The sequence below is a fragment of the Comamonas halotolerans genome (genome assembly GCF_030162935.1).
Taxonomy (GTDB): domain Bacteria; phylum Pseudomonadota; class Gammaproteobacteria; order Burkholderiales; family Burkholderiaceae_C; genus Comamonas; species Comamonas halotolerans.
In genome coordinates this window covers 160,005-181,643 of the sequence record NZ_JASAUZ010000045.1, presented here as the reverse complement: position 1 = coordinate 181,643, position 21,639 = coordinate 160,005, and the positions used below count along the sequence as shown (strand labels likewise).

Below are 21,639 nucleotides of genomic sequence, written 5' to 3'. Positions count from 1 at the left end.
TTGTCACCCCGCTTGCACAGCCTTGCTGGCCGCTCAGACTATGTCCCCGCTACCAGGGATTCTGCTGCGCTATTGCGTTTGGTCGTAGCAAAACGCCCTTCCCGCAGAGCCTGCAGATCCAGCACGCGCAACCCACCGTATTCCACCACGATGGCCCCATGTGTCTCCAAGGTCGCCAAGGCCTCATTCACCCGCTGGCGTGATAAACCGACCAAATAGGCCAACTCTTGCTGCGTAATTCGAAGCACCGAACCTGTGGCCGGATAAAGCACCGGATTGAACAATGCCGCCAGACTGCGAGCTACCCGCACATCTGGGTTGCTGATACGGTCAATCTCCCGCGCCGCAATGAACTGCCCGAGGCGTTCATTGAGCTGATTCATGATGAAGCGGTTGAATCCCAAAGAGTTGTCCAGCAACCATTGAAAAGTGTCCAGTCCAATCCCTGCAATCACACTTTTACGCAAGGCTTGAATGTTGTAGCGATAAGGCTCTCTCTTGATACAGGTGCCTTCTCCAAACCAACCGCCAGGGGGCACACCGGTGAACGTCATCGTCAAGCCATCAACGTTGTCCGCACTCATTTTCAGCAAGCCTTCAACCAGCCCCAGCCAGTACGTCACCGGTTTTCCCGCATGGCACACGTATTCCCCTGTGCATGCATGCGTGACCTGCAGGGCATCAATCGCGCGCTCGCGCTCATGCGGCAGCAAGGAATGCATCCAGGGAATGGCGTCGATTTCTTCTGCCGTAGCAGCGCGCCGACGTTGGTACAAGGAGGTGCGTAAGCTCATAGTGCATAAGCATGTGCGCGACGGCTTTGTCGTGGCAATGGGGTTTGCCACGACAAGCGCACATGCTCATTGTCTTGCCAGGCTGATTCAAGTCAAAAGCCGGTAAACGCACGTCATATTTCGTCAACTTCCACGTAAAAACCCGATTAGGTCTTTCCCGGGAAAGTCGTCGCAAAGACAAGAAAACGTCAAAGCACTGCCTACGATGCCTTCAATTCGTGAACTTGAGGCGCTTCGGGCGCTTGTTCATTCGGCGCTCGATTGCATCAAACTTTGGGGATCTGCAATGGCATCAACATTTCCGCATCTGCTGCTGCAGCATGCCGCTGCAAGGCCTGGCGCTGCGGCGCTGCGCGAGAAGGAATACGGAATCTGGCAAACCAAGACCTGGTCCGATGTGGCCCAAGACGTGCGCCATATGGCTTGCGGCTTGGCTGCGCTGGGTTTGTCCAAAGGCCAGAACCTGGCTTTCATCAGTGACAACCGCCCACATCTGTACATGGGGTTCATTGCCGTACAAAGCCTCGGAGCTGTCCCCATTCCCCTCTACCAGGACGCGGTGGCACAGGAAATGTGTTTTGTGATGCAGGATGCAGACATCGCATTTGCCTTTGCCGAGAACCAGGAGCAGGTCGACAAATTGCTGGAAGTGCGCGAAACCGTGCCTGGCATTCAGCACATCATCTATGACGACCCCCGCGGTCTGCGCAAATACCAAGATACGGGCTTGATCAGCACCGCCCAGCTCAAGCAGTTGGGACAACAGTGGGACGCCGCCAACCCGGGTGCCTGGGAAGCCAGAGTGCAAGCCGTCAAAACCGATGACGTTTCCGTCATCCTCTACACCTCTGGTACAACGGGCAAACCCAAAGGCGTCTGCCAGACCCATGCCAGCTTTATTGGTGCGGCCCAAGGCGGGGTCGAGGTGGATGGACTGACGCCCAGTGACAACATCATTTCTTACCTGCCTCCAGCCTGGGTGGGAGACCACCTGTTTTCCGTGGCGCAATGGCTGGTGGCAGGCTTCACCATCAACTGCCCAGAGTCGGCCAGCACGGTCAACATCGACCTGCGTGAAATCGGCCCGACATACTACTTTGCGCCACCCCGCGTGTTTGAGGGCATGCTGACTTCGGTTTCCATCCGCATGGAAGATGCGGCCAAGCCCAAGCAATGGCTCTACGAACAATGCATGAGCCTGGCCAAACGTGTCGGCGCCGACATTCTGGACGGCAAACCCGTGGGTGCATGGGATCGTTTCAGGTACAGCCTGGGCGACTTTTTCATCTATGGGCCGCTACGCAATGTACTGGGGCTGTCACGCATTCGCGTTGCCTACACCGCCGGTGCAGCCATTGGGCCAGATCTGTTCAAGTTCTTTCGCTCCATCGGCATCAACCTGAAGCAACTCTATGGTCAAACTGAGACCTGCGCCTATGTCTGCATCCAGAAAAACGGCCAGGTCAAGCTCAATACCGTAGGCCAGGCTGCGCCCGGCATCGAGCTGAAGATTGCCGACAACGGCGAGGTGCTGGTCAAAGGCATTTCGGTGCTCAAGGAATACTACAAGCGCCCCGATGCCACCGCAGAAGTGATTGACGAAAACGGTTACTTCCATACGGGTGATGCGGGCGTGCTGGATGCTGATGGGCACCTGCGCATCATCGACCGCGCCAAAGATGTGGGCAAGACCAACAAAGGTGCCATGTTTGCGCCCAACTACATCGAGAACAAGCTCAAGTTCTTCCCACAAATCAAAGAAGCCGTGTGCTTTGGCAATCAGCGTGACCAGGTCTGTGCCTTCGTCAATATCGACTATGAGGCCGTGGGCAATTGGGCCGAACGACAGGGCATTCCGTATGGCGGCTATGTGGATCTTGCCTCCAAACCCAAGGTACTGGAGCTGATTGCCGATTGCATCAACCAGGTCAATGCCGATCTGGCCACCGAGACCGGGATGGCCGACACGCAAGTTGCACGCTTCTTGGTATTACACAAAGAGCTGGATCCGGATGACGACGAGCTGACCCGCACACGCAAAGTGCGTCGCAACTTCATTGCTGAGAAATACGCCGTACTCATCGACGCGCTGTACAGCGACAAACGGGAGCAGTTCATTGAGACCCAGGTGAAGTTTGAAGACGGGCGCACCGGCAGCGTGAGCGCCACGCTTCAGATCATTGATGCCAGAACCTTCCCCGCCGCACGCGCCGCTGCGTGAGAGTGACTCTGTGAAAGACCAGCAGCTATGACTGAAAAGAAGATTGGCGATGTCATCCTGGACATCCAAAACATCAGCCTGCGCTTTGGCGGGGTGAAGGCGCTGACGGACATCTCGTTCAATGTCCGCGAGCATGAGATCCGCGCCATCATCGGCCCCAACGGTGCAGGCAAGAGCTCCATGCTCAACTGCATCAACGGGGTGTACACCCCATCGGAAGGTTCCATTACCTTCCGTGGCCAGAAGTTTGACCACATGAACAGCCGTCAGGTGGCTGAAATGGGTGTGGCACGCACTTTCCAGAACCTAGCACTGTTCAAAGGCATGAGCGTGATCGACAACATCATGACCGGGCGCAATCTGAAAATAAAAAGCAATCTGCTCATGCAGGCGCTGCGCTGGGGCCCTGCCGAGAAAGAAGAAATTGCGCACCGCGAGTTTGTCGAGCACATCATCGACTTTCTGGAAATTCAGGCCTACCGCAAGACGCCCGTCGGTCAATTGCCTTACGGCCTGCAAAAGCGCGTGGACCTGGGCCGCGCACTGGCCATGGAGCCCCAGGTGTTGCTGCTCGACGAGCCCATGGCAGGCATGAACGTGGAAGAAAAGCAGGACATGTGCCGCTTCATTCTCGACGTCAATGACGAATTCGGCACCACGATTGTGTTGATCGAACACGACATGGGCGTGGTGATGGACATCTCCGACCGCGTCGTGGTGCTCGACTACGGCAAGAAAATTGGTGATGGGGTACCCGATGAGGTACGTAGCAATGAAGACGTGATCCGCGCCTATCTGGGCACGAGCCACTGAGCGGGGAGACATACAACATGGCATTCTTTCTGGAAACTCTGTTCGGTGGCCTGATGGCCGGCATGCTCTATGCGCTGGTAGCTCTCGGCTTTGTACTGATCTTCAAAGCCTCCGGCGTCTTCAACTTTGCTCAAGGTGCCATGGTGCTGTTCGCCGCCCTGGCCATGGCCCGCTTTGCGGAATGGATGCCGCAGTGGACGGGCATCGAAAGCAAAGTTTTTGCCAACGTAGCTGCTTTCGTTCTGGCTGCGGCCATGATGTTCATCAGTGCCTGGCTGATCGAGCGACTGGTGCTGCGCCATCTGGTCAACCAGGACGCGGCCACACTGCTGATGGCCACACTGGGCATCACCTACTTCATGGAAGGCGTGGGTCAGACCCTGTTTGGCAGCGAAATCTACACCATCGACATTGGCATGCCCAAGGACCCCGTATTCATCCTGGACTCGGTGTTTGAAGGCGGTGTGATGATCAACCAGGAAGACGTGATTGCCGCGGTGATCGCAGCCTGTCTGGTCGCGGCCCTGTCCGTGTTCTTCCAGAAAACCAGCACGGGTCGGGCGCTGCGCGCGGTGGCTGACGACCATCAGGCTGCGCAATCCATCGGCATTCCACTGAACCGCATCTGGGTCATTGTCTGGTGCGTGGCCGGCGTCGTGGCACTGGTGGCCGGGATGATCTGGGGCTCCAAGCTGGGCGTGCAGTTCACCCTGACCACTGTTGCGCTGCGCGCTCTGCCCGTGGTGATTTTGGGAGGACTGACCTCCGTTCCCGGCGCCATCATCGGCGGCCTGATTATCGGTGTGGGGGAGAAGCTATCCGAGGTGTACCTCGGCCCTTACGTCGGTGGCGGCATCGAAATCTGGTTTGCCTATGTGCTTGCACTGGTGTTCCTGCTGTTCCGCCCCCAAGGTTTGTTTGGAGAAAAGATCATTGACCGTGTGTGAAAACACAGTCAGCCCGGAGGGCGCTTTGCACACAGTGCAAAGCATGATCTTCCAGCGAGGCGCACACCGCGCACCTCTGCTCAAGGATCGTTGGCTCCGGTTGAAAAAATGAGGAGACACACATGTTCTATCGTGAAAACGGCCAATTCAAGACCAACTATCGCACCGACCAGCAGGTCTTCCCCATCCGCCAGGACAAGATCGCTGTGTGGCTGCTGATTGCCGCAGCATTTGTAGTGGTGCCGGTGTTCGCCACCGACTACTTTTATCTCGCCATCCTGACGCCACTGGTGATCATGTCGCTGGCCGCTCTGGGGGTGAACATTCTGGTGGGCTACTGCGGACAAATCTCCTTGGGCTCCGGCGCTTTCATGGCGGTTGGTGCCTACGGCGCCTACAACTTTGTCGCACGTGTTCCCGACATGCCATTGATTCCGGCACTCATTTTGGGCGGTCTGTGCGCCACCTTCTTTGGCATCCTGTTTGGTTTGCCAAGCCTGCGCGTCAAAGGCTTGTACCTGGCAGTTGCTACCTTGGCCGCTCAGTTCTTTAGCGACTGGATGTTTCTGCGCATCAAGTGGTTCACCAACGATTCGCCCTCTGGCTCCGTCTCGGTGAACAACCTGGAGGTGATGGGCATGTCCATCCAGACGCCTCAGTCCAAATACTTGTTCTGTCTGGCCATATTGGTGGTCATTGCCATCCTTGCCAAAAACCTGGTTCGAAGCGCGATCGGCCGCGAATGGATGGCCATTCGCGATATGGACGTCGCCGCCAGCGTGATCGGCATTCGTCCCATGTACGCCAAGCTTTCAGCATTTGCGGTCAGCTCCTTCATTGTGGGTGTGGCCGGTGCGCTGTGGGGCTTTGTGCACCTGGGAGCCTGGGAGCCTGCAGCGTTTTCTGTGGACATTTCCTTCAAGCTGCTGTTCATGGTGATCATCGGCGGCCTGGGTTCCATCATGGGCAGCTTCTTTGGGGCGGCCTTCATTGTGGTGCTGCCCATTTTGCTGAACCTGCTGCTGCCAGCACTTGCAGGCATGTTCGGCATGACGATTTCCACGGCAGGCATCTCGCACGCGGAATTCATCATCTTTGGCGCCCTGATTGTCTGGTTCCTGATCGTCGAGCCACATGGCATCGCCAAGCTGTGGTCCACCGGAAAGCAGAAGATGCGCGTCTGGCCTTTCCCCCACTAAGTGCCCGCGCTGATTAACAAGAGATACCCCGACAACAAGCACATTCGTTCCACAACGAGGAGACAACCATGAACCTGCAACGTCTGATTCTGACGGCCACACTAGCAGCAACAGGGACTGGCTTTACAGCCGGTGCTGCGGCACAGGCCAAGGAGCAGTTCTTCCCCCAGCTGACCTACCGCACCGGTGCGTATGCGGCCTACGGTATTCCGTGGTCCAACGGCAAGGTGGACTACATCAAGATGATCAACGCTCGCGACGGTGGCGTGAACGGCGTCAAGCTCACCTACGAGGAGTGTGAGACTGCCTATGCCACCGACCGTGGTGTGGAGTGCTACGAACGCCTGAAAACACGTCCTGGTGTCGCTGTAGTCGAGCCACTGGCCACCGGTATCACCTTTGCGGTCACCGAAAAAGCCCCGGTCGACAAGATCCCGTTGATGACGCAAGGTTACGGTCTGTCGATTTCCCAGGACGGTAACGCCTTCCAGTGGAACTTCCCATTTCTGGGCAGCTACTGGACGGGTGCCGACATCCTGATTCAGCACATAGGCAAACAAGCTGGCGGCATGGACAAGCTCAAAGGCAAGAAGATTGCCTATGTCTACCATGACAGCCCCTTTGGCAAAGATGCCATTCCACTGCTGGAAAAACGTGCCCAGATGCACGGCTTCACCCTGCAGCTGATGCCAGTGACAGCTCCAGGCGTGGAGCAAAAATCCACCTGGCTGCAAGTGCGCCAGAACCGCCCTGACTACCTGCTGCTCTGGGGCTGGGGTGTGATGAACTCCACCGCACTGAAGGAAGCACAGGCCACAGGCTTTCCCCGCGAAAAGATGTTCAGTGTCTGGTGGGGAGGTACTGAACCTGCTGTGCGCGACGTAGCCAGTGGCGCCAAAGGCTTCAATGCATTGTCACTCCACGGCCATGGCACACAGTCCAAGGTCATGCAAGACATCCTCAAGCATGTTCACGATGCCAAGCAAGGCACAGGCCCACGCAACGAAGTGGGTGAAGTCTTGTATGTGCATGGCGTGATCACGCAAATGCTGGCCGTTGAAGCTGTGCGCATTGCCCAAGAGAAGTTTGGCAAAGGCAAGGTCATGACGGGCGAGCAAGTGCGCTGGGGCATGGAAAACATCAAGCTCGACGCGCAGCGCCTCAAGGAACTGGGCTTTGACGAAGTCATGCAGCCACTGTCCACCTCCTGCGCCAACCACATGGGCTCCAGCGCAGCACGCGTGTACGCCTGGGATGGCAAGGAATGGAAATACACCTCGGATTGGTACCAGGCCGACAAGAGCGTGATTGATCCACTGGTGAAGGAACACGGTGACAAGTATTTGGCGGAAAAGAAGCTGACCCGCCGCACAGACTGCAAATAAGCAGAACCCACGGCATGCGCACGGGGGTGTGCAGGCCGTTTCAACCCTTGGCATTCCACCCGCAAAAGGAGACAAGCATGAAACTACATCGTCTGACATTGGCTGCGACCTTGGCTCTGACGAGCATGGGCTTTGCCGCCAGCGCTGCTGCACAGGCGCAGGAGCAATTCGTCCCTTTGCTTTCCTACCGTACCGGACAGTTTGCCCCCCTGGGAATTCCATGGGGTGACGGCAAGCTTGATTATCTGAAGCTGGTGAATGCCAAAGGCGGCATCAATGGCGTCAAGATTTCCTATGAAGAGTGTGAAACAGCTTACGACACCGGTCGTGGCGTGGAATGTTATGAACGTCTCAAAGGCAAAGGCGGTGGTGCTGCAGGCTTTGACACACAGTCCACCGGCATCACCTTTGCCGTGAGCGAAAAAGCGCCCATCGACAAAATCTCTGTGGTCACTCCTGGGTACGGGCTTTCGCAATCGGTGGATGGCAAGGTGTTTGAGTGGAACTTCCCACTGCTTGGCACCTACTGGACCGCTGCGGACTCCATCGTGCAAGACATCCTGAAGAAGGAAAAAGGCAGCCTCAAAGGCAAGAAAATCGCCCTTGTCTACCACGACTCCCCCTACGGCAAGGAGCCCATTCCCCTGCTGGAAAAACGCGCTGCCAAGGAAGGCTTTGAGTTCATCAAGCTGCCCGTGACAGCACCTGGTGTAGAGCAAAAAGCCACCTGGCTGCAAGTGCGCCAAAGCCGCCCTGACTATGTGATCTTGTGGTCTGCCGGGGTCATGACGCCCACTGCAATCCGTGAAGCCCAGGCTACCGGCTTTCCACGTGAAAAGATGTACGCCATTTGGTGGGGCGGCTCGGACCATGACGTCAAAGGCATTGATGGTGCCAAGGGCTACAACACCGTCACCATTCACAACACGGCCGAGCGTGACAAGGTCCACGACGAAGTCAAGACCATGCTCTACGACAAGGGCCAAGGCGCAGCCAGTGATGTCAAAGAGCTTGGCGCCCTCGCACACACACGCGGCATGATGATTGCCATGCTGCAGGTCGAAGGCATTCGTGCCGCGCAAGAGAAATATGGCAAGGGCAAGGTGATGACTCCCGAGCAGATCCGCTGGGGCATGGAAAACATCAACATGACCCAGGAACGCCTGAACGAGCTGGGCTTTGGCAAGATTTTGCGCCCCTTCAAAACCAGTTGCGACAACCACATGGGCGCGGACTGGGCACGCATTGCTCAGTGGAACGGCAGCAAATGGGTGGTGACATCGGACTGGTATCAGGCCGACAAGACGCTGCTTGATCCTTTGGTCAAGGAGTACTCTGACAGGTATGCCAAGGACAAGAACATCAAGGCACGTACCTGCAGCTAAACGCTGCCCACCCCTGTCTGAGTGAAATCACCACTCGGACAGGGCCTGCATTTGCCCAATGCATTCATCCTGCGTCTGACTCACCAGCGCAGCAAGTTTTCCCCGTCGAGACATCAGGTGATGGTATGACCGAACCCCTACACACATCTTCCGCCCCAGCCACATCCACCCCACTGGTCGAAGTCAATGGCATCGAGGTCATCTACAACCACGTGATCCTGGTGCTCAAAGGCGTTTCACTGCAAGTCCCCCACCAAAGCATCGTCGCCTTGCTAGGCGGCAACGGGGCGGGGAAAACCACCACGCTGCGAGCCATCTCCAACCTCCTTAAAGGCGAACGCGGAGAAGTCACCAAAGGTGGCATCACGCTGGAGGGCGAGCAAATCGCCAACCTCTCTCCCGCTGAACTGGTCAAACGCGGGGTGGTACAGGTGATGGAGGGACGCCACTGCTTTGCCCACCTCACCATTGAAGAAAACCTGCTTACCGGCAGCTACACGCGCACGGATAAAGGCGAAATCGCAGCCAATCTGGAAAAGGTCTACACCTACTTTCCGCGCCTGAAAACCCGGCGTGCCAGCCAGGCTGCCTACACCTCGGGCGGTGAGCAGCAAATGTGCGCCATTGGTCGTGCCTTGATGAGCAACCCACGCATGGTGCTGCTCGATGAGCCCTCCATGGGCCTGGCCCCGCAAATCGTGGACGAAGTGTTCCACATCGTCAAAGACCTCAACAGCAAGGAAAAAGTCACCTTCTTGCTGGCCGAGCAGAACACCAATATGGCGCTGAAGTACGCCGACTATGGCTACATCATGGAAAGTGGCCGCATTGTGATGGATGGCAAGGCCAGCGATCTGGCCAACAACGAAGATGTCAAAGAGTTCTACCTGGGTGTAGGTGGCAGTGAGCGCAAGAGCTTTCGCGATGTCAAGAGCTACAAGCGCCGCAAACGCTGGTTGGCTTAATTTCACACCTTCAATGACTAGGCAGTCATTCACCGCCATTCGAGGAATTCAAGCATGTCCGAGCATTTCGACGCACTGGAAACACGTTCAACACAAGACCGCGAAGCCGCTTTGATGGCCGCCCTGCCAGACCATATTGCGCATGCACAAACCCACTCCCCAGCCTTCGCGGCCATTCTCCAAGGCATAGACGCTGCACAGATCAACAGCCGCGCGGCGCTGGCTAAGTTGCCCGTCACGCGCAAATACGAGTTGCTCGCGCAGCAGCAGGCTCAACGGACAAGCTCCCCTTTTGGTGGTTTCAATACCCAGCCCTTTGGCCCCCAAATGCCTCGCGTCTTTGCCAGCCCAGGCACGATTTACGAGCCTGAGGGCACACGCGCTGATTACTGGCGCATGGCCCGTGCCATCTACGCAGCGGGCTTTCGCACGGGTGAGCTGATTCACAACTGCTTCAGCTACCACTTTGTGCCAGCAGGCTCCATGATGGAAACCGGTGCCCATGCCTTGGGCTGTACCGTATTCCCCGGCGGCACAGGTCAAACCGAGCAGCAGGTGCAAGCCATGGCCGAGCTACGCCCTTCGGGCTATATAGGCACCCCCAGCTTCCTGAAGTTGATTGTGGAGAAAGCACAAAGCCTGGGCATTGCCATTCCCAGCGTACGCAAAGCGTTGGTCAGTGGCGAAGCATTTCCCCCTTCTTTACGCGACTGGCTGCGCGCCCAAGGTATCGAAGGCTACCAATGCTATGCCACCGCCGATTTGGGTCTGATTGCCTATGAGACATCTGCGCGAGAAGGTCTTGTCTTGGATGAGCACGTGATCGTGGAAATCGTGCGCCCCGGTACAGGAGAGCCTGTCCCTGAAGGTGAGGTCGGAGAGCTGGTCGTCACCACACTTAATCCCGATTACCCACTGATTCGATTTGGAACCGGTGATTTGTCAGCCATCTTGCCTGGCCGCTGCCCCACAGGTCGCACCAACCAGCGCATCAAAGGCTGGATGGGCCGCGCCGACCAGACCACCAAGGTACGCGGCATGTTTGTGCATCCTGGACAAATTTCGGATGTCATCAAGCGCTTTCCGCAAGCAGGCAAAGCTCGGCTGGTGGTCAGCGGAGCCATGGCCAACGACTGTATGACGCTGTTGGTGGAAAGCCAGGAAACCTCTGAAGGTCTGGCGCGTTTGATCAGCGAAGCCATGCGTGATGTCACCAAGCTACGTGCTGAGATTCAACTGGTCGCCCCTGGCAGCCTGCCCAACGACGGCAAAGTCATTGAAGACGCGCGCAGTTACGCCTGATTTTTTACATTGCAAAAACAGCTTTTCACCATGCAAAAACACGTTGTTCACACTTGCGAATAACGTTAAGTTTTGCATCCCTCTCCACCTTACCCACAGCAATCACCAAAAAGACAAAAGAGAACTTTTAGACAAAATTAAACACACAATCACTCGTTCTAAATACAAATGCCAAATTTGGAACTCTTGCTCATTGCTGATTCAGATCAAGCAAATCCTGTTCTTAGAATTTCTGCCACGTAACCTAGGGAATGTGCTGAGACTCTGCACTCCGTCCGTTTTCTAGCATCGCTACCCATTACAAGCATCGGAGATTCACACATGAAGCAAGTTTTCCAAATCAGCGCTATCGCATTGGCGACTGCAACCCTTTCGCTGGGCGCCATTGCCCAGGATTTCCCTGCAGCCGGCAAGAGCGTGACCATCGTGGTGCCATTCACTGCAGGAGGCCCGACCGACCGCGTGGCCCGTGATCTGGCTGAAGCCATGCGCAAGCCTCTGGGCACCACCGTGGTGATTGAAAACGCTGATGGTGCTGGTAGCTCCATTGGCACCGCCAAGGTGGCGCGCTCCAAGGCTGATGGCTACACCCTGCTGCTGAACCACATCGGCATGTCCACCATGCCTTCGCTGTACCGCAAGCTCTCGTTCAGCGTTCCCAATGACTTCGAATACCTGGGCATCGTCAATGATGTGCCGATGACGCTGATCACCCGCCCCACCATGGAAGCCAAGGACTTCAAGGAGCTGTCAGGCTGGATCTCCAAGGAAAAGGACAAAGTCAACTTGGCCCACGCTGGCCTGGGCTCGGCTTCACACCTTTGTGGCCTGATGCTGCAAAGTGCGCTCAATACGCAGATGACCACCGTGCCTTATAAAGGCGCTGCTCCTGCCATTACCGACCTGATGGGCAACACCGTGGACGTGCTCTGTGACCAGACCACCAATACCACCTCTCAAATCGAAGGCAAGAAGGTGAAGGCTTATGCCGTCACCACGCCCCAGCGTCTGAAGTCGCCCGCGCTCAAGGATTTGCCCACACTGGATGAAGTCGGCATCAAGAACTTTAACGTGGCCATCTGGCACGGTCTGTATGCACCCAAGGGCACCCCTGCAGATGTGTTGACCAAACTGAACAATGCACTCAAGGAAGCCGTCAAGGATCCGGAGTTCGTGCGCAAGCAAGAAGGCCTGGGCGCAGTGGTGGTTGCCGACAAGCGTGTGGAGCCTGCTGAACACAAGAAGTTTGTGCTGTCTGAAATTGAAAAATGGGGCAAGGTCATCAAGGCCGCGGGCCAGTTTGCCGACTAATCAAACTCATTTCAGACCTTGCTGTGCCAAGGTTTGATTCAATAAAAATGCCCGGCGCTTGTGCATCGGGCATTTTTTTGAAGGTGAAGCGCCGGGTCTCGGCAACCGGGCCCTCAGCCTACGGTCCAGGTCACCGCCTTGCCTTCTGCCGCACTGCGGCGCAGCATGTCCGAGAAGGGAACCACGCGCTGACGCAAACTCACAGGCCCTAGCTGGGCTGCCTCTGCAGCAACAGAGGCATGGTCTGCACCATCACCGCGCTCTTCCATCCCTTCTTTGATGGCCTGGCGACGAGCCTCGTCTTCCTGAACGGCTTTATCCAGCAACTCCAGCACTTGTGGGATCTGCTCCACCGTGATGATGCCGGACTCGTTCAAAGGTTTGTCCAACAGTTTCAATATCTGCTCTGCCGTACCCTTCAGCATGATCAGATCAGCCGTTGCGCGCGATTGGAAGGTGTATGCCATTTGCTTATCCTTTGGAGTACATGTATTGCCGTTGGAATGGATATTTCGATTGTGCGCCATGCAGTGCCCCAACGGCCAGATCGCCTGATGGGTGTGTGACCAATATTTGGTGCAAGCCCATCCAGCCTTGCTCAAACCCCATGGCAGACCCAGCCAGGTACAAACGGTAAGCACGCAGCGCGCGACCGGAGCGCTCTGCATCAGTCTGTGCCGTCAAAATCTGCTGTGCTTGCGGCAGCTGCATCTCCAGCGCATCCGACCACGCCCACAAAGTACGTGCGTAATGTGGGCGAAGGTTCTCGGTATCCACCATCTCCAATCCTGCATCCGCCATGGCATGCAGCACGGCGCTGACATGCACCAGCTCCCCGCCAGGGAAAATGTAGCGTCCGATGAATTCCCCCATTCCCGCACCCAGCTGACGATTGCGCGTACCTCCTGCGGTGATTCCATGAATCAGCGCCATACCTGCCGGTTGCAGCAATCTGCGCACCGTTTGAAAGTACGTGGGCAAATTGGCGTGGCCCACATGCTCGAACATACCGACCGAGGCCAACTTGTCATAGGGTTGGTCGCTCATTTGTCGGTAGTCACATAACTCCACCTGGACCTGCGCCTCCAGTCCCATCTCCCGGATACGCTGTCGCACATGGTTGTACTGGTTACGTGACAAGGTAATGCCTTTGGCTTTGACCCCATAATGCTGCGCAGCCCAGAGAATCAATCCTCCCCAGCCGCAGCCAATGTCCAGAAAACGCTCCTGGGGCTGCAAATCCAGCTTGCGACAAATATGATCCAGCTTGGCTTCCTGCGCCTGCGCCAGTGTCATATCCGGCTTGCGAAAGTAAGCGCAGGAATACACCCTGCGGGGATCGAGCCACAGCGCGTAGAAATCGTCGGATAAGTCGTAGTGAAACTGCACCTGGTGAGCATCACGCTCCAGCGTATGCAGCGCCATGGAGCGTGCACGGGCCATGGTCTGCGACCACCAACTGGCGTTGCCACGCAAGGGGTCTGCTTGCAGCAGGCTGCGCGCCGCCAACATGATGTTGCGCATGCTGCCTTGCAGGTCCACCCAGCCCTCCACCACTGCTGCCCCCAGTGAGCCTATCTGCCCTTGGCTCAGTGCCAGCAATGCAGCAGGCGAGCGCAGCGTGATATGGACATCCCCTTGCTCGGGGCCAAGACGTTGGCCGCTGGGCAACTCCACTGTCACACGAACAGGAAGTGCGGCAAGCCGATTCTCCAATGTGGCAAGCATGTTTTTCATGCTGCTATTTTTGGGACAGGCTGCCCGCCACGTCAATACGACAAAGCACTCGGGTTTGAAAGAAGTCTTCCGATTAAGAGCAGTTTGAGGTGATTAACGCAACAAAAACGCCACGTTACCGCAATGTCACGCTGCGCCAATCAAACGCTGGTAGGCCTTCAAAGTGCTCGGTGCCACAGACTTGAGCACTTGCTCATAAGGCGTCTTCTGTCTCGCAATCAGGCGCATGGAAGCAATGGTGCGCGTTTTGCAGAACCAGTGGCAAGTGTGTTGCAACAGCAGCAGTTCCGCAGTCATCGTGAAAGCCATCCGCTTGCGCGTGGCCAAATCCACATCATCAGGGGCACACGCGTCGCGCACTGCACGGGCATGCATTTTCAGCGCTTCGCGCATATCGAACGTATGCGAAGGCAGCAAACGATCAAAGTAAGGCAATGCCAAGGGCAAAGTGCTGACGCGCGTGTCTTGTGCAGGTTCCTGGGCAAAGGTTTCTGAAAGGCGCTGAAGCTGGTCTGCCAACGCTTTCTCGCTATTTTCAAGGATGGCCCAGACTTGCTTGCTGCGTTCAGCATCTTTTTCATCCAGCGCACGCATATAGCCTTCAATCAGCCCACCCATGAGCTTCTCCACTTGGGTCGATGCCAGGTGAGCCCCGAGCAAGCGTACGCGGCGGCGATGCTCCATACCTTGCAGCACATAGACGGCAATGGAGCCCACAATAATCCAAGTCAAAAAATCCATAGCGCAACGTTTGCCTGAGTGATAACCAAACCCTAAGTGTATTCAGCCCTTGCCAGCCTGAAGTCAAGCAGACTTTTATGATTCCGCCCTTATTCCTCGTTTTCAGAAATTTCACCTGTGTCCCACATCCTCATTGAACGCCAGCACACGCTGGGCTTGCCTGTCGCCCGCCAACACGCCCGGACTTGGGCAGATAAAGCCAGCGCCAAATTTGGCGTGCAATGCCGCTACGAAGAAGGCGAAAAGCTGGATGTGCTTCACTTTGCTGGCAATGGCATGGAAGGGCAGTTGCATGTCAGTGACCAACTGCTCAAACTGGAAGCCCAACTGGGCTTTTTGGCCGCCATGTTCCAGGAAAAGATTGAGGCCAAGCTGAATGCGCAGTTTGACGCCATGGTAGCCTCCCACTGAAGCTGCGGCTATTTTGCCTATACGCCACCAGCCCCTGTGGCCAACTCCTCCGCTCACCTTGCCTGACCAAGGACACAAAAAAAGCAGCCTCATGGCTGCCTTTTTTGGCGCAAGCTCGTCCAGGCTTGTGCTGGCGGCTGCTTAACGCAATGAATTGATCAGCTCAATGTACTGCTGCTTGGCTTCGTCCTGCGTGGTGTCCTTGAGCTTCTCCCAGGCATCCCATTTCGCACGGGCCACCATATCGGTAAAGCTGGGTTTTTTGGCCTCGTTGTCACCTTCGGTGGCTTGCTTGTACAAGGCATAGATTTTGAGCAGCGTGGCGTTGTCTGGACGCTCGCTGAGCGTCGTGGAATTTTTGACGGCCTCTTCAAAAGTGGCGTTGAGATCGGACATCATCAGTCTCCTTGTGATTGGTATTGGGTCAGTGTAGCGAAAAAAACCATAAAAAGCACGATCGTTCTAAACCAGAAAACTATCTCTCCTTCGCCAATGAAGCTGCATGGATACTGGCCGTCAGGCTTACAAATACATGCACTCACCGATGTGACTGAGGCCACTCGCGTGCTTAAATCTCAGCCTTGATGCTTGGCAGTAAATTGGCTGGTTTGATGACTGATAAAACAATTCTGGGCGCATGCCCCCACGACTGTCCTGATACCTGCGCCCTGGTCACCACCGTGGTCGATGGCGTTGCCACCCGTGTGCAAGGCAATCCTGCCCACCCCATGACGGGCGGCGTGCTATGCGCCAAGGTCAGCAAATACACCGAGCGCAGCTACCACCCGGAGCGCATCCTCACGCCACTCAAGCGAACCGGGGCCAAGGGCAGCGGGCAGTTTGCCCCCGTAAGCTGGGACGAAGCCCTGGGCGATATTGCCCAGCGCCTGCACACCATTGCCCAGCGCAACCCAGAGGCCATCCTGCCCTACAGCTACGCAGGCACCATGGGGTTGGTGCAGGGCGAAAGCATGGACCGCCGCTTCTTCCATCAATTGGGAGCGAGCTTGCTGGATCGCACCATTTGTGCCAGCGCGGGCAGCGAAGCCCTGCTGCACACCTATGGCGGCAAACTGGGCATGCATGTGCAGTTTTTTGCGGAAAGCCAGTTGATCCTCATCTGGGGCAGCAATTCGATTGGCAGCAACCTGCACTTTTGGCGCATTGCGCAAGAAGCCAAGCGCCATGGCGCCAAACTGGTGTGCATTGATCCGCGCAAATCCGAAACTGCCGACAAGTGCCATGAGCACCTGCAGCTGCTGCCAGGCACCGACGCTGCACTGGCGCTGGCCTTGATGCACGAGCTTATCGTGCATGACTGGCTGGATCATGATTACATTGCCCGGCACACCCTGGGCTGGGAGCAGCTCAAGGCACGTGCGCTGGAATGGCCACCCGAGCGTGCTGCCCAGGTCTGCGGCCTGCCGGTAGAACAGATCACCCAGCTTGCACGCGAGTACGGTAACACCCGGCCAGCCGCCATTCGCCTGAACTACGGCATGCAGCGCACCCGCGGCGGTGGCAATGCCGTGCGGGCAATTGCCTGCCTGCCTGCACTGGTGGGTGCCTGGCGACACCGCGCGGGTGGGCTGCTGCTGTCGGCGTCTTCGCATTCACCTGCCAATCGCACGCGCCTGCACATGCCACAGCTACTGGCAGAACGCCGCCCACGCCTGATCAATATGAGCACGATTGGCAATGCGCTGCTCGATACGGCTGCACCCATTGAGGCCCTGGTGGTCTACAACAGCAACCCCGTAGCCGTGGCCCCCGAGTCCGCCAAGGTGGTGCAAGGCTTTGCACGCGAAGACCTGTTCACCGTGGTCCTCGAACACTTCATGACGGACACCGCCGACTACGCTGACTATGTGTTGCCTGCGACGACGCAGCTGGAGCACTGGGACATTCATACCAGCTACGGCCACACCGATGTGCTGCTCAACCAGCCTGCGATTGCACCCGTAGGACAGTCCAAGAGCAACGCACAGATCTTTCGTGAATTGGCGACTTATATGGCACGCTACAACGATGCCTTTGCTGCACCCCATTTTCAGGACGACGACGAACTCCTGTGCCGTCAGGCACTGGAAGGCAGCACCATCGATTTCAACGCCCTGCTGCAGCACGGTTTTGCGCAGCAAGACCTGCCCGACGCACCTTTTGCAGAAGGCGGCTTTGCCACCCCCTCGGGCAAGTGCGAGTTTGTCAGCCCTGCCCTGGAGACGCTGGGTGTGAATCCGCTGCCAGATTACCTTCCCAACTATGAAATTCCCAGTGCAAAGCACCCGCTGGCCATGATCTCTCCGCCGGCACGCAATTTTCTGAATTCCACCTTTGTGAACGTCAAAACACTGCGCCACATTGAAGGCCGTCCGGAGCTGGAAATACACCCCGACGACGCGGCTGCCCGCGGCATTGCCAACGGTGACCTGGTGCGCGTATTCAACGACCGTGGCGAACATCTCTGTCATGCCACGGTGAATGGCCGCGCTCGCCCAGGCGTTGTCGTAGGTCTTGGTATCTGGTGGCGCAAGGACGGCACCAACGGCACCAATGTCAACGAGCTGACGCACCAGCATCTGACCGATATCGGCCGTGCGCCCACCTTCTATGACTGTGCCGTCCAGGTAGCTCGGCGACACTAAATCACGCCATGCCGTTTCACTTCCCGGTTTCGATGGACTTTAACGATCTGTACTACTTTGTGCAGGTGGTGGATCACGGAGGTTTTGCGCCAGCCGGCAGAGCGCTGAACCAGCCCAAATCCAAGCTGTCACGCCGTATTGCGCTGCTGGAAGCACGGCTGGGCGCACGGCTCATTCAGCGCTCCACCCGGCGCTTTGCAGTGACCGAGATTGGCCAAGCCTATTACCAGCGCTGTGTGGCCATGCTGGTGGAAGCCGAGGCGGCCCAGGCCCTGATTGCCAATACCCAGACCGCTCCACGCGGCGTGGTGCGCCTGGCCTGTCCCCCTGCCCTGCTGGACTACCACCTGGGCGATGCACTGGGCCGCTTTATGGTGCAGTGCCCCGAAGTGGAACTGCACATTGAAAGCACCAACCGGCGTGTAGATGTCATCCTGGAAGGCCTGGACATTGCCATCCGCGTGCGCTTTCCACCCCTGGACGACAGTGAACTGGTATTCAAGGTGTTGGGCGAAAGTCACCAGTGCCTGCTTGCCAGCCCGGATTTGATCTCCCGCATGGGCGGCCTGCCCACTATTGCCGATCTGGGTGAGTGGCCCAGCCTGGGCTCTGTGCAGGGCGGCAAAGACTTTGCCTGGAATCTTTGGGGCCCCGAGAATGCTCAGGCCCGCATTCTGACCAAGCCACGCATGGTGACCGATGACCGCATCGCCCTGTGGCGCGCTGCTTTGCACGGGGCAGGCGTCGTTATGTTGCCCACTGCAATGGTACAGACGGATATTGATGCCGGGCGACTGGTCCAATTGCTGCCCCAGTGGCATCCCCGCGCCGGCATTGTCCACGCAGTCTTTCCCTCCCGCAGAGGTCTGCTGCCAGCCGTGCGTGCGCTGCTCGATTTTCTGGCCCAGGAGTTCGTGACACGGCCTGCATAAAAATGCACGCATCCCCGAATGGTTCTGCATCCATCGTTCCTCCAATAGAACGATGAGACCAAATATTGACTCCTGGACGCCTCATCGTTGCACTGTCAAAGTACATACCTATGGCGCAGCAAGCTGCTGTGCAGCCCGACAGGAGTACACCATGAGCCAGACAGAGCAAAGCACCTACAGCCCGACCGACCCGCATTGAGTGGGCAAGGGCGCGCACTTTGACTGACCACACCTGCCACGGCGTTGGTCTCTACCTCCAAACGGGCTAGAAGCCGTAAACCTCGCTTGTGAATATGAAGCCCAATGGATGAATGGATAACTGCTGTCCGGCAAGACAGAAAAGGGCAGTTTGGCAATGAACACACTGCAGAAAGTGACACAAGCTTTTGACGATGTCTACGCCACCAGCTTCAGCCTGATGCCAGCAGCCGCTTAGTGGCATGCGCAACCCATTTTTTCGCCAGCCCACTGCGCCAACGTGTTGACGCCAAGGCTACTTCCCCGCGTTTTTACTCGCCAACTCTACTTCTCAAGGAGATTCCCATGCCTCAACACAAGCCTTATGTGCGTCTTGACAAGAACGATGCTGCTGTCCTGCTGGTCGATCACCAAACCGGCCTGCTCTCGCTGGTGCGTGACATCGACCCCGACAAGTTCAAGAACAATGTGCTTGCCCTGGCCGATATGGCCGAGTACTTCAAGCTTCCGACCATCTTGACCACCAGCTTTGAGAATGGCCCCAACGGCCCTCTGGTGCCAGAGCTGAAGGCCCAGTTCCCCGACGCACCCTACATTGCACGCCCTGGGCAGATCAATGCCTGGGATAACGAAGATTTCGTCAAAGCAGTGAGAGCCACAGGCAAGAAGCAGTTGATCATTGCCGGAGTGGTTACCGAAGTGTGCGTCGCCTTTCCCGTGCTGTCAGCGATTGCGGAAGGCTTTGACGTGTTTGTGATCACCGATGCTTCCGGCACCTTCAATACCATGACCCAGCAAGCCGCATGGAGCCGCATGGAACAAGCCGGAGCCCAGTTGATGACCTGGTTTGGTGCTGCCTGCGAGCTGCACCGCGACTGGCGCAACGACGTGCAGGGACTGGGAGAACTGTTTAGCAAACATATCCCTGACTATCGCAACCTGATGAACAGCTACGCGTCACTGGCCGCAGGCAAGCAAGCCTGAACGATCTGACGTAAAACCAGCAGGCCATTGCTCCTGCTGGTTTTTACACTTTTGCCGGCCTGCACGGGTTGGTGCGCATGAGACCAATCCACGCTTTACGCAGAGCCCACAGCGCATTGCTCACTCAGACTTTCGTCTTGTCCGCGTCCACTAGCGTACTCCGTGCCCCAATCGCGCATGGCGACCAGCACCGGCTGCAGACTATGCCCCAGCGGGGTCAGCTCATAGTCCACACGCGGTGGCACTTCCGCGTGAACGGTTCGCAGCACAATTCCAGCCTCCTCCAGCTCCCGCAACTGCAGCGTCAGCATGCGCTGAGTAATGCCCCCTATCAAGCGATTCAACTCACTGAAACGCTTTTTCCCATGCAGCAGATGGAACAGGACGACGGGCTTCCAGGTCCCACCCATTACGGACAGCGTCACCTCCACGGCGCAGCCACTCTTGCTGTTCAGTCGTTTCATAATTTGCCTTCAGTTTGCGCCACGGTCTGACCGCCGACAGAGAGCAGCATACTAGTGCCAGACCTGCATTCATGCATAACTTACATTTTTAACACTACCCCACAAATATGTTGGTTCTGGCAAAAGGTGATGCATCCGCGCAAGATGTAGACATCTAGGTTTCTCTCTTGGAAGGATAGCCATGAAAGCCATGCAGATTGCCGCCCCAGGCGGCCTCACGAACATCAAGACGGTCAATCTGCCGGAGCCTGCCGCCCCTGCAGCAGGCGAAATTCAGGTGCGACTGCACGCAAGCTCACTCAACTACCATGACTTGCTGGTGGCCACCACTCTCAATGCCACTGCCGATGGCCGCATCCCCATGTCCGATGGTGCTGGCGTGGTCATCGCCGTGGGCGCGGATGTGACAGACTTCGCCGTGGGCGATGCAGTGGTCTCCACTTTTTTCCCGCAATGGTTGGCGGGCCGCCATGCTCCATCGGATTTCAAGCTCGTGCCCGGCGATGGCTGTGATGGGTATGCACGTGAAATGGTTACCAGGCCTGCCACCGCGTTCACCCATGCGCCCCAAGGCTATAGCCACGAAGAAGCGTCCACCCTCACCACTGCAGGCCTGACCGCCTGGCGTGCACTGGTGGTAGATGCTCAGATCCAGGCCGGAGACACTGTGCTGGTATTGGGCACTGGTGGCGTTTCCATCTTCGCTCTGCAAATGGCGAAAAGCATGGGAGCGCGCGTCATAGCCACCACCTCCAGCGACGCCAAGGCCGGGCGCCTCAAGACCTTGGGTGCCGATGTCGTCATCAACTACAAGACCACTCCTGAATGGGGCAATGCCGTGCTGGAAGCCACCGGTGGCCGTGGTGCTGACATCGTCGTGGAGGTAGGTGGCCCCAATACCTTGCCCCAGTCCATCCGCGCCTGTGCCACGGGCGGACACATTGCACTGATTGGCGTGCTGACAGGAATGGCCGGACACATTCCCACGGTAGAACTCATGACCAAGCAGCAAACCCTCAAAGGTTTGATCGTGGGCAGCCGCGAGCACCAGCAAGAGATGGTGCGTGCTTTGGAGGGATTCAACTGGAAGCCGGTGATTGACCGCAGCTTTCCATTGACACAGATTGCTGAGGCTTTTGCGCATCAGCAATCTGGGCAGCACTTTGGCAAGATTTGCTTGCACTACTGACAGCGGGGCCCACACG

The 21,639-nt window shown here is 57.0% G+C and carries 20 protein-coding genes; 14 read left to right on the top strand and 6 right to left on the bottom strand.

Translation table 11 applies throughout. The features are described from left to right. Positions 1-38: 38 nt before the first annotated feature. Positions 39-794: a Crp/Fnr family transcriptional regulator gene (locus tag QEP11_RS15185; RefSeq protein ID WP_284337490.1), complete on the bottom strand. Its 756-nt coding sequence runs from the start codon at positions 792-794 to the stop codon at positions 39-41. A 286-nt stretch (positions 795-1,080) separates the two neighbouring features. On the opposite strand from QEP11_RS15185, the gene QEP11_RS15180 reads away from it, so the two are divergent. The 9 genes from QEP11_RS15180 (at position 1,081) to QEP11_RS15140 (ending at position 12,322) form a co-directional block, all read left to right on the top strand. Beyond that, on the top strand, positions 1,081-3,015 hold the full coding sequence (locus tag QEP11_RS15180; RefSeq protein WP_284337489.1) for an AMP-dependent synthetase/ligase: 1,935 nt from the start codon (positions 1,081-1,083) through the stop codon (positions 3,013-3,015). A 27-nt stretch (positions 3,016-3,042) separates the two neighbouring features. Beyond that, entirely contained in the window at positions 3,043-3,828 is a 786-nt protein-coding gene (locus QEP11_RS15175) for an ABC transporter ATP-binding protein (RefSeq protein ID WP_284337488.1), read from the top strand. 17 nt (positions 3,829-3,845) lie between these two features. After that, a complete protein-coding gene (locus QEP11_RS15170) occupies positions 3,846-4,775 on the top strand; it encodes a branched-chain amino acid ABC transporter permease (RefSeq protein ID WP_284337487.1) in 930 nt (309 codons plus the stop codon). Positions 4,776-4,897: 122 nt separating this feature from the next. Continuing rightward, entirely contained in the window at positions 4,898-5,974 is a 1,077-nt protein-coding gene (locus QEP11_RS15165) for a branched-chain amino acid ABC transporter permease (protein ID WP_284337486.1), read from the top strand. Positions 5,975-6,042: 68 nt separating this feature from the next. Beyond that, positions 6,043-7,359 (top strand): ABC transporter substrate-binding protein, encoded by a 1,317-nt coding sequence (locus QEP11_RS15160; protein ID WP_284337485.1) that lies wholly within the window; start codon positions 6,043-6,045, stop codon positions 7,357-7,359. 77 nt (positions 7,360-7,436) lie between these two features. Next, positions 7,437-8,744, top strand: coding sequence for an ABC transporter substrate-binding protein (locus QEP11_RS15155; RefSeq protein WP_284337484.1), 1,308 nt, complete (start codon positions 7,437-7,439; stop codon positions 8,742-8,744). Positions 8,745-8,869: 125 nt separating this feature from the next. Next, a complete protein-coding gene (locus QEP11_RS15150) occupies positions 8,870-9,709 on the top strand; it encodes an ABC transporter ATP-binding protein (protein ID WP_284337483.1) in 840 nt (279 codons plus the stop codon). Between the two features lie 54 nt (positions 9,710-9,763). Beyond that, on the top strand, positions 9,764-11,011 hold the full coding sequence (locus QEP11_RS15145) for a phenylacetate--CoA ligase family protein (protein ID WP_284337482.1): 1,248 nt from the start codon (positions 9,764-9,766) through the stop codon (positions 11,009-11,011). Between the two features lie 321 nt (positions 11,012-11,332). Beyond that, positions 11,333-12,322, top strand: a complete 990-nt coding sequence (locus tag QEP11_RS15140; RefSeq protein ID WP_284337481.1) for a tripartite tricarboxylate transporter substrate-binding protein — start codon at positions 11,333-11,335, stop codon at positions 12,320-12,322. Positions 12,323-12,435: 113 nt separating this feature from the next. Here the strand turns inward: QEP11_RS15140 and QEP11_RS15135 are convergent, their stop codons facing one another. The 3 genes from QEP11_RS15135 to QEP11_RS15125 form a co-directional block, all read right to left on the bottom strand. Beyond that, on the bottom strand, positions 12,436-12,789 hold the full coding sequence (locus QEP11_RS15135; RefSeq protein WP_284337480.1) for a DUF1840 domain-containing protein: 354 nt from the start codon (positions 12,787-12,789) through the stop codon (positions 12,436-12,438). 4 nt (positions 12,790-12,793) lie between these two features. After that, on the bottom strand, positions 12,794-14,059 hold the full coding sequence (locus QEP11_RS15130; protein ID WP_284337479.1) for a class I SAM-dependent methyltransferase: 1,266 nt from the start codon (positions 14,057-14,059) through the stop codon (positions 12,794-12,796). Positions 14,060-14,185: 126 nt separating this feature from the next. After that, positions 14,186-14,800, bottom strand: coding sequence for a hypothetical protein (locus QEP11_RS15125; protein ID WP_284337478.1), 615 nt, complete (start codon positions 14,798-14,800; stop codon positions 14,186-14,188). 117 nt (positions 14,801-14,917) lie between these two features. On the opposite strand from QEP11_RS15125, the gene QEP11_RS15120 reads away from it, so the two are divergent. After that, positions 14,918-15,211, top strand: coding sequence for a polyhydroxyalkanoic acid system family protein (locus tag QEP11_RS15120; protein WP_284337477.1), 294 nt, complete (start codon positions 14,918-14,920; stop codon positions 15,209-15,211). Positions 15,212-15,352: 141 nt separating this feature from the next. Here QEP11_RS15120 and QEP11_RS15115 read toward each other — a convergent pair whose 3' ends face one another. Beyond that, on the bottom strand, positions 15,353-15,607 hold the full coding sequence (locus tag QEP11_RS15115) for an acyl-CoA-binding protein (RefSeq protein ID WP_284337577.1): 255 nt from the start codon (positions 15,605-15,607) through the stop codon (positions 15,353-15,355). Positions 15,608-15,822: 215 nt separating this feature from the next. Between QEP11_RS15115 and QEP11_RS15110 the strand changes: the two genes are divergently transcribed. From QEP11_RS15110 to ycaC, 3 genes are all read left to right on the top strand, one after another. After that, complete coding sequence (locus tag QEP11_RS15110) at positions 15,823-17,856, top strand: molybdopterin-containing oxidoreductase family protein (RefSeq protein ID WP_284337476.1); 2,034 nt, start codon at positions 15,823-15,825, stop codon at positions 17,854-17,856. 8 nt (positions 17,857-17,864) lie between these two features. Then, positions 17,865-18,788, top strand: a complete 924-nt coding sequence (locus tag QEP11_RS15105; protein ID WP_284337475.1) for a LysR family transcriptional regulator — start codon at positions 17,865-17,867, stop codon at positions 18,786-18,788. A 543-nt stretch (positions 18,789-19,331) separates the two neighbouring features. Next, entirely contained in the window at positions 19,332-19,970 is a 639-nt protein-coding gene (gene ycaC / locus QEP11_RS15100; protein ID WP_284337474.1) for an isochorismate family cysteine hydrolase YcaC, read from the top strand. Positions 19,971-20,065: 95 nt separating this feature from the next. On the opposite strand, the gene QEP11_RS15095 is transcribed toward ycaC, so the two are convergent. Further along, on the bottom strand, positions 20,066-20,434 hold the full coding sequence (locus QEP11_RS15095; protein WP_284337473.1) for a winged helix-turn-helix transcriptional regulator: 369 nt from the start codon (positions 20,432-20,434) through the stop codon (positions 20,066-20,068). Positions 20,435-20,615: 181 nt separating this feature from the next. Here QEP11_RS15095 and QEP11_RS15090 point away from each other — a divergent pair, with 181 nt between their 5' ends. Continuing rightward, entirely contained in the window at positions 20,616-21,623 is a 1,008-nt protein-coding gene (locus QEP11_RS15090; RefSeq protein ID WP_284337472.1) for a zinc-dependent alcohol dehydrogenase family protein, read from the top strand. Positions 21,624-21,639: the final 16 nt, after the last annotated feature.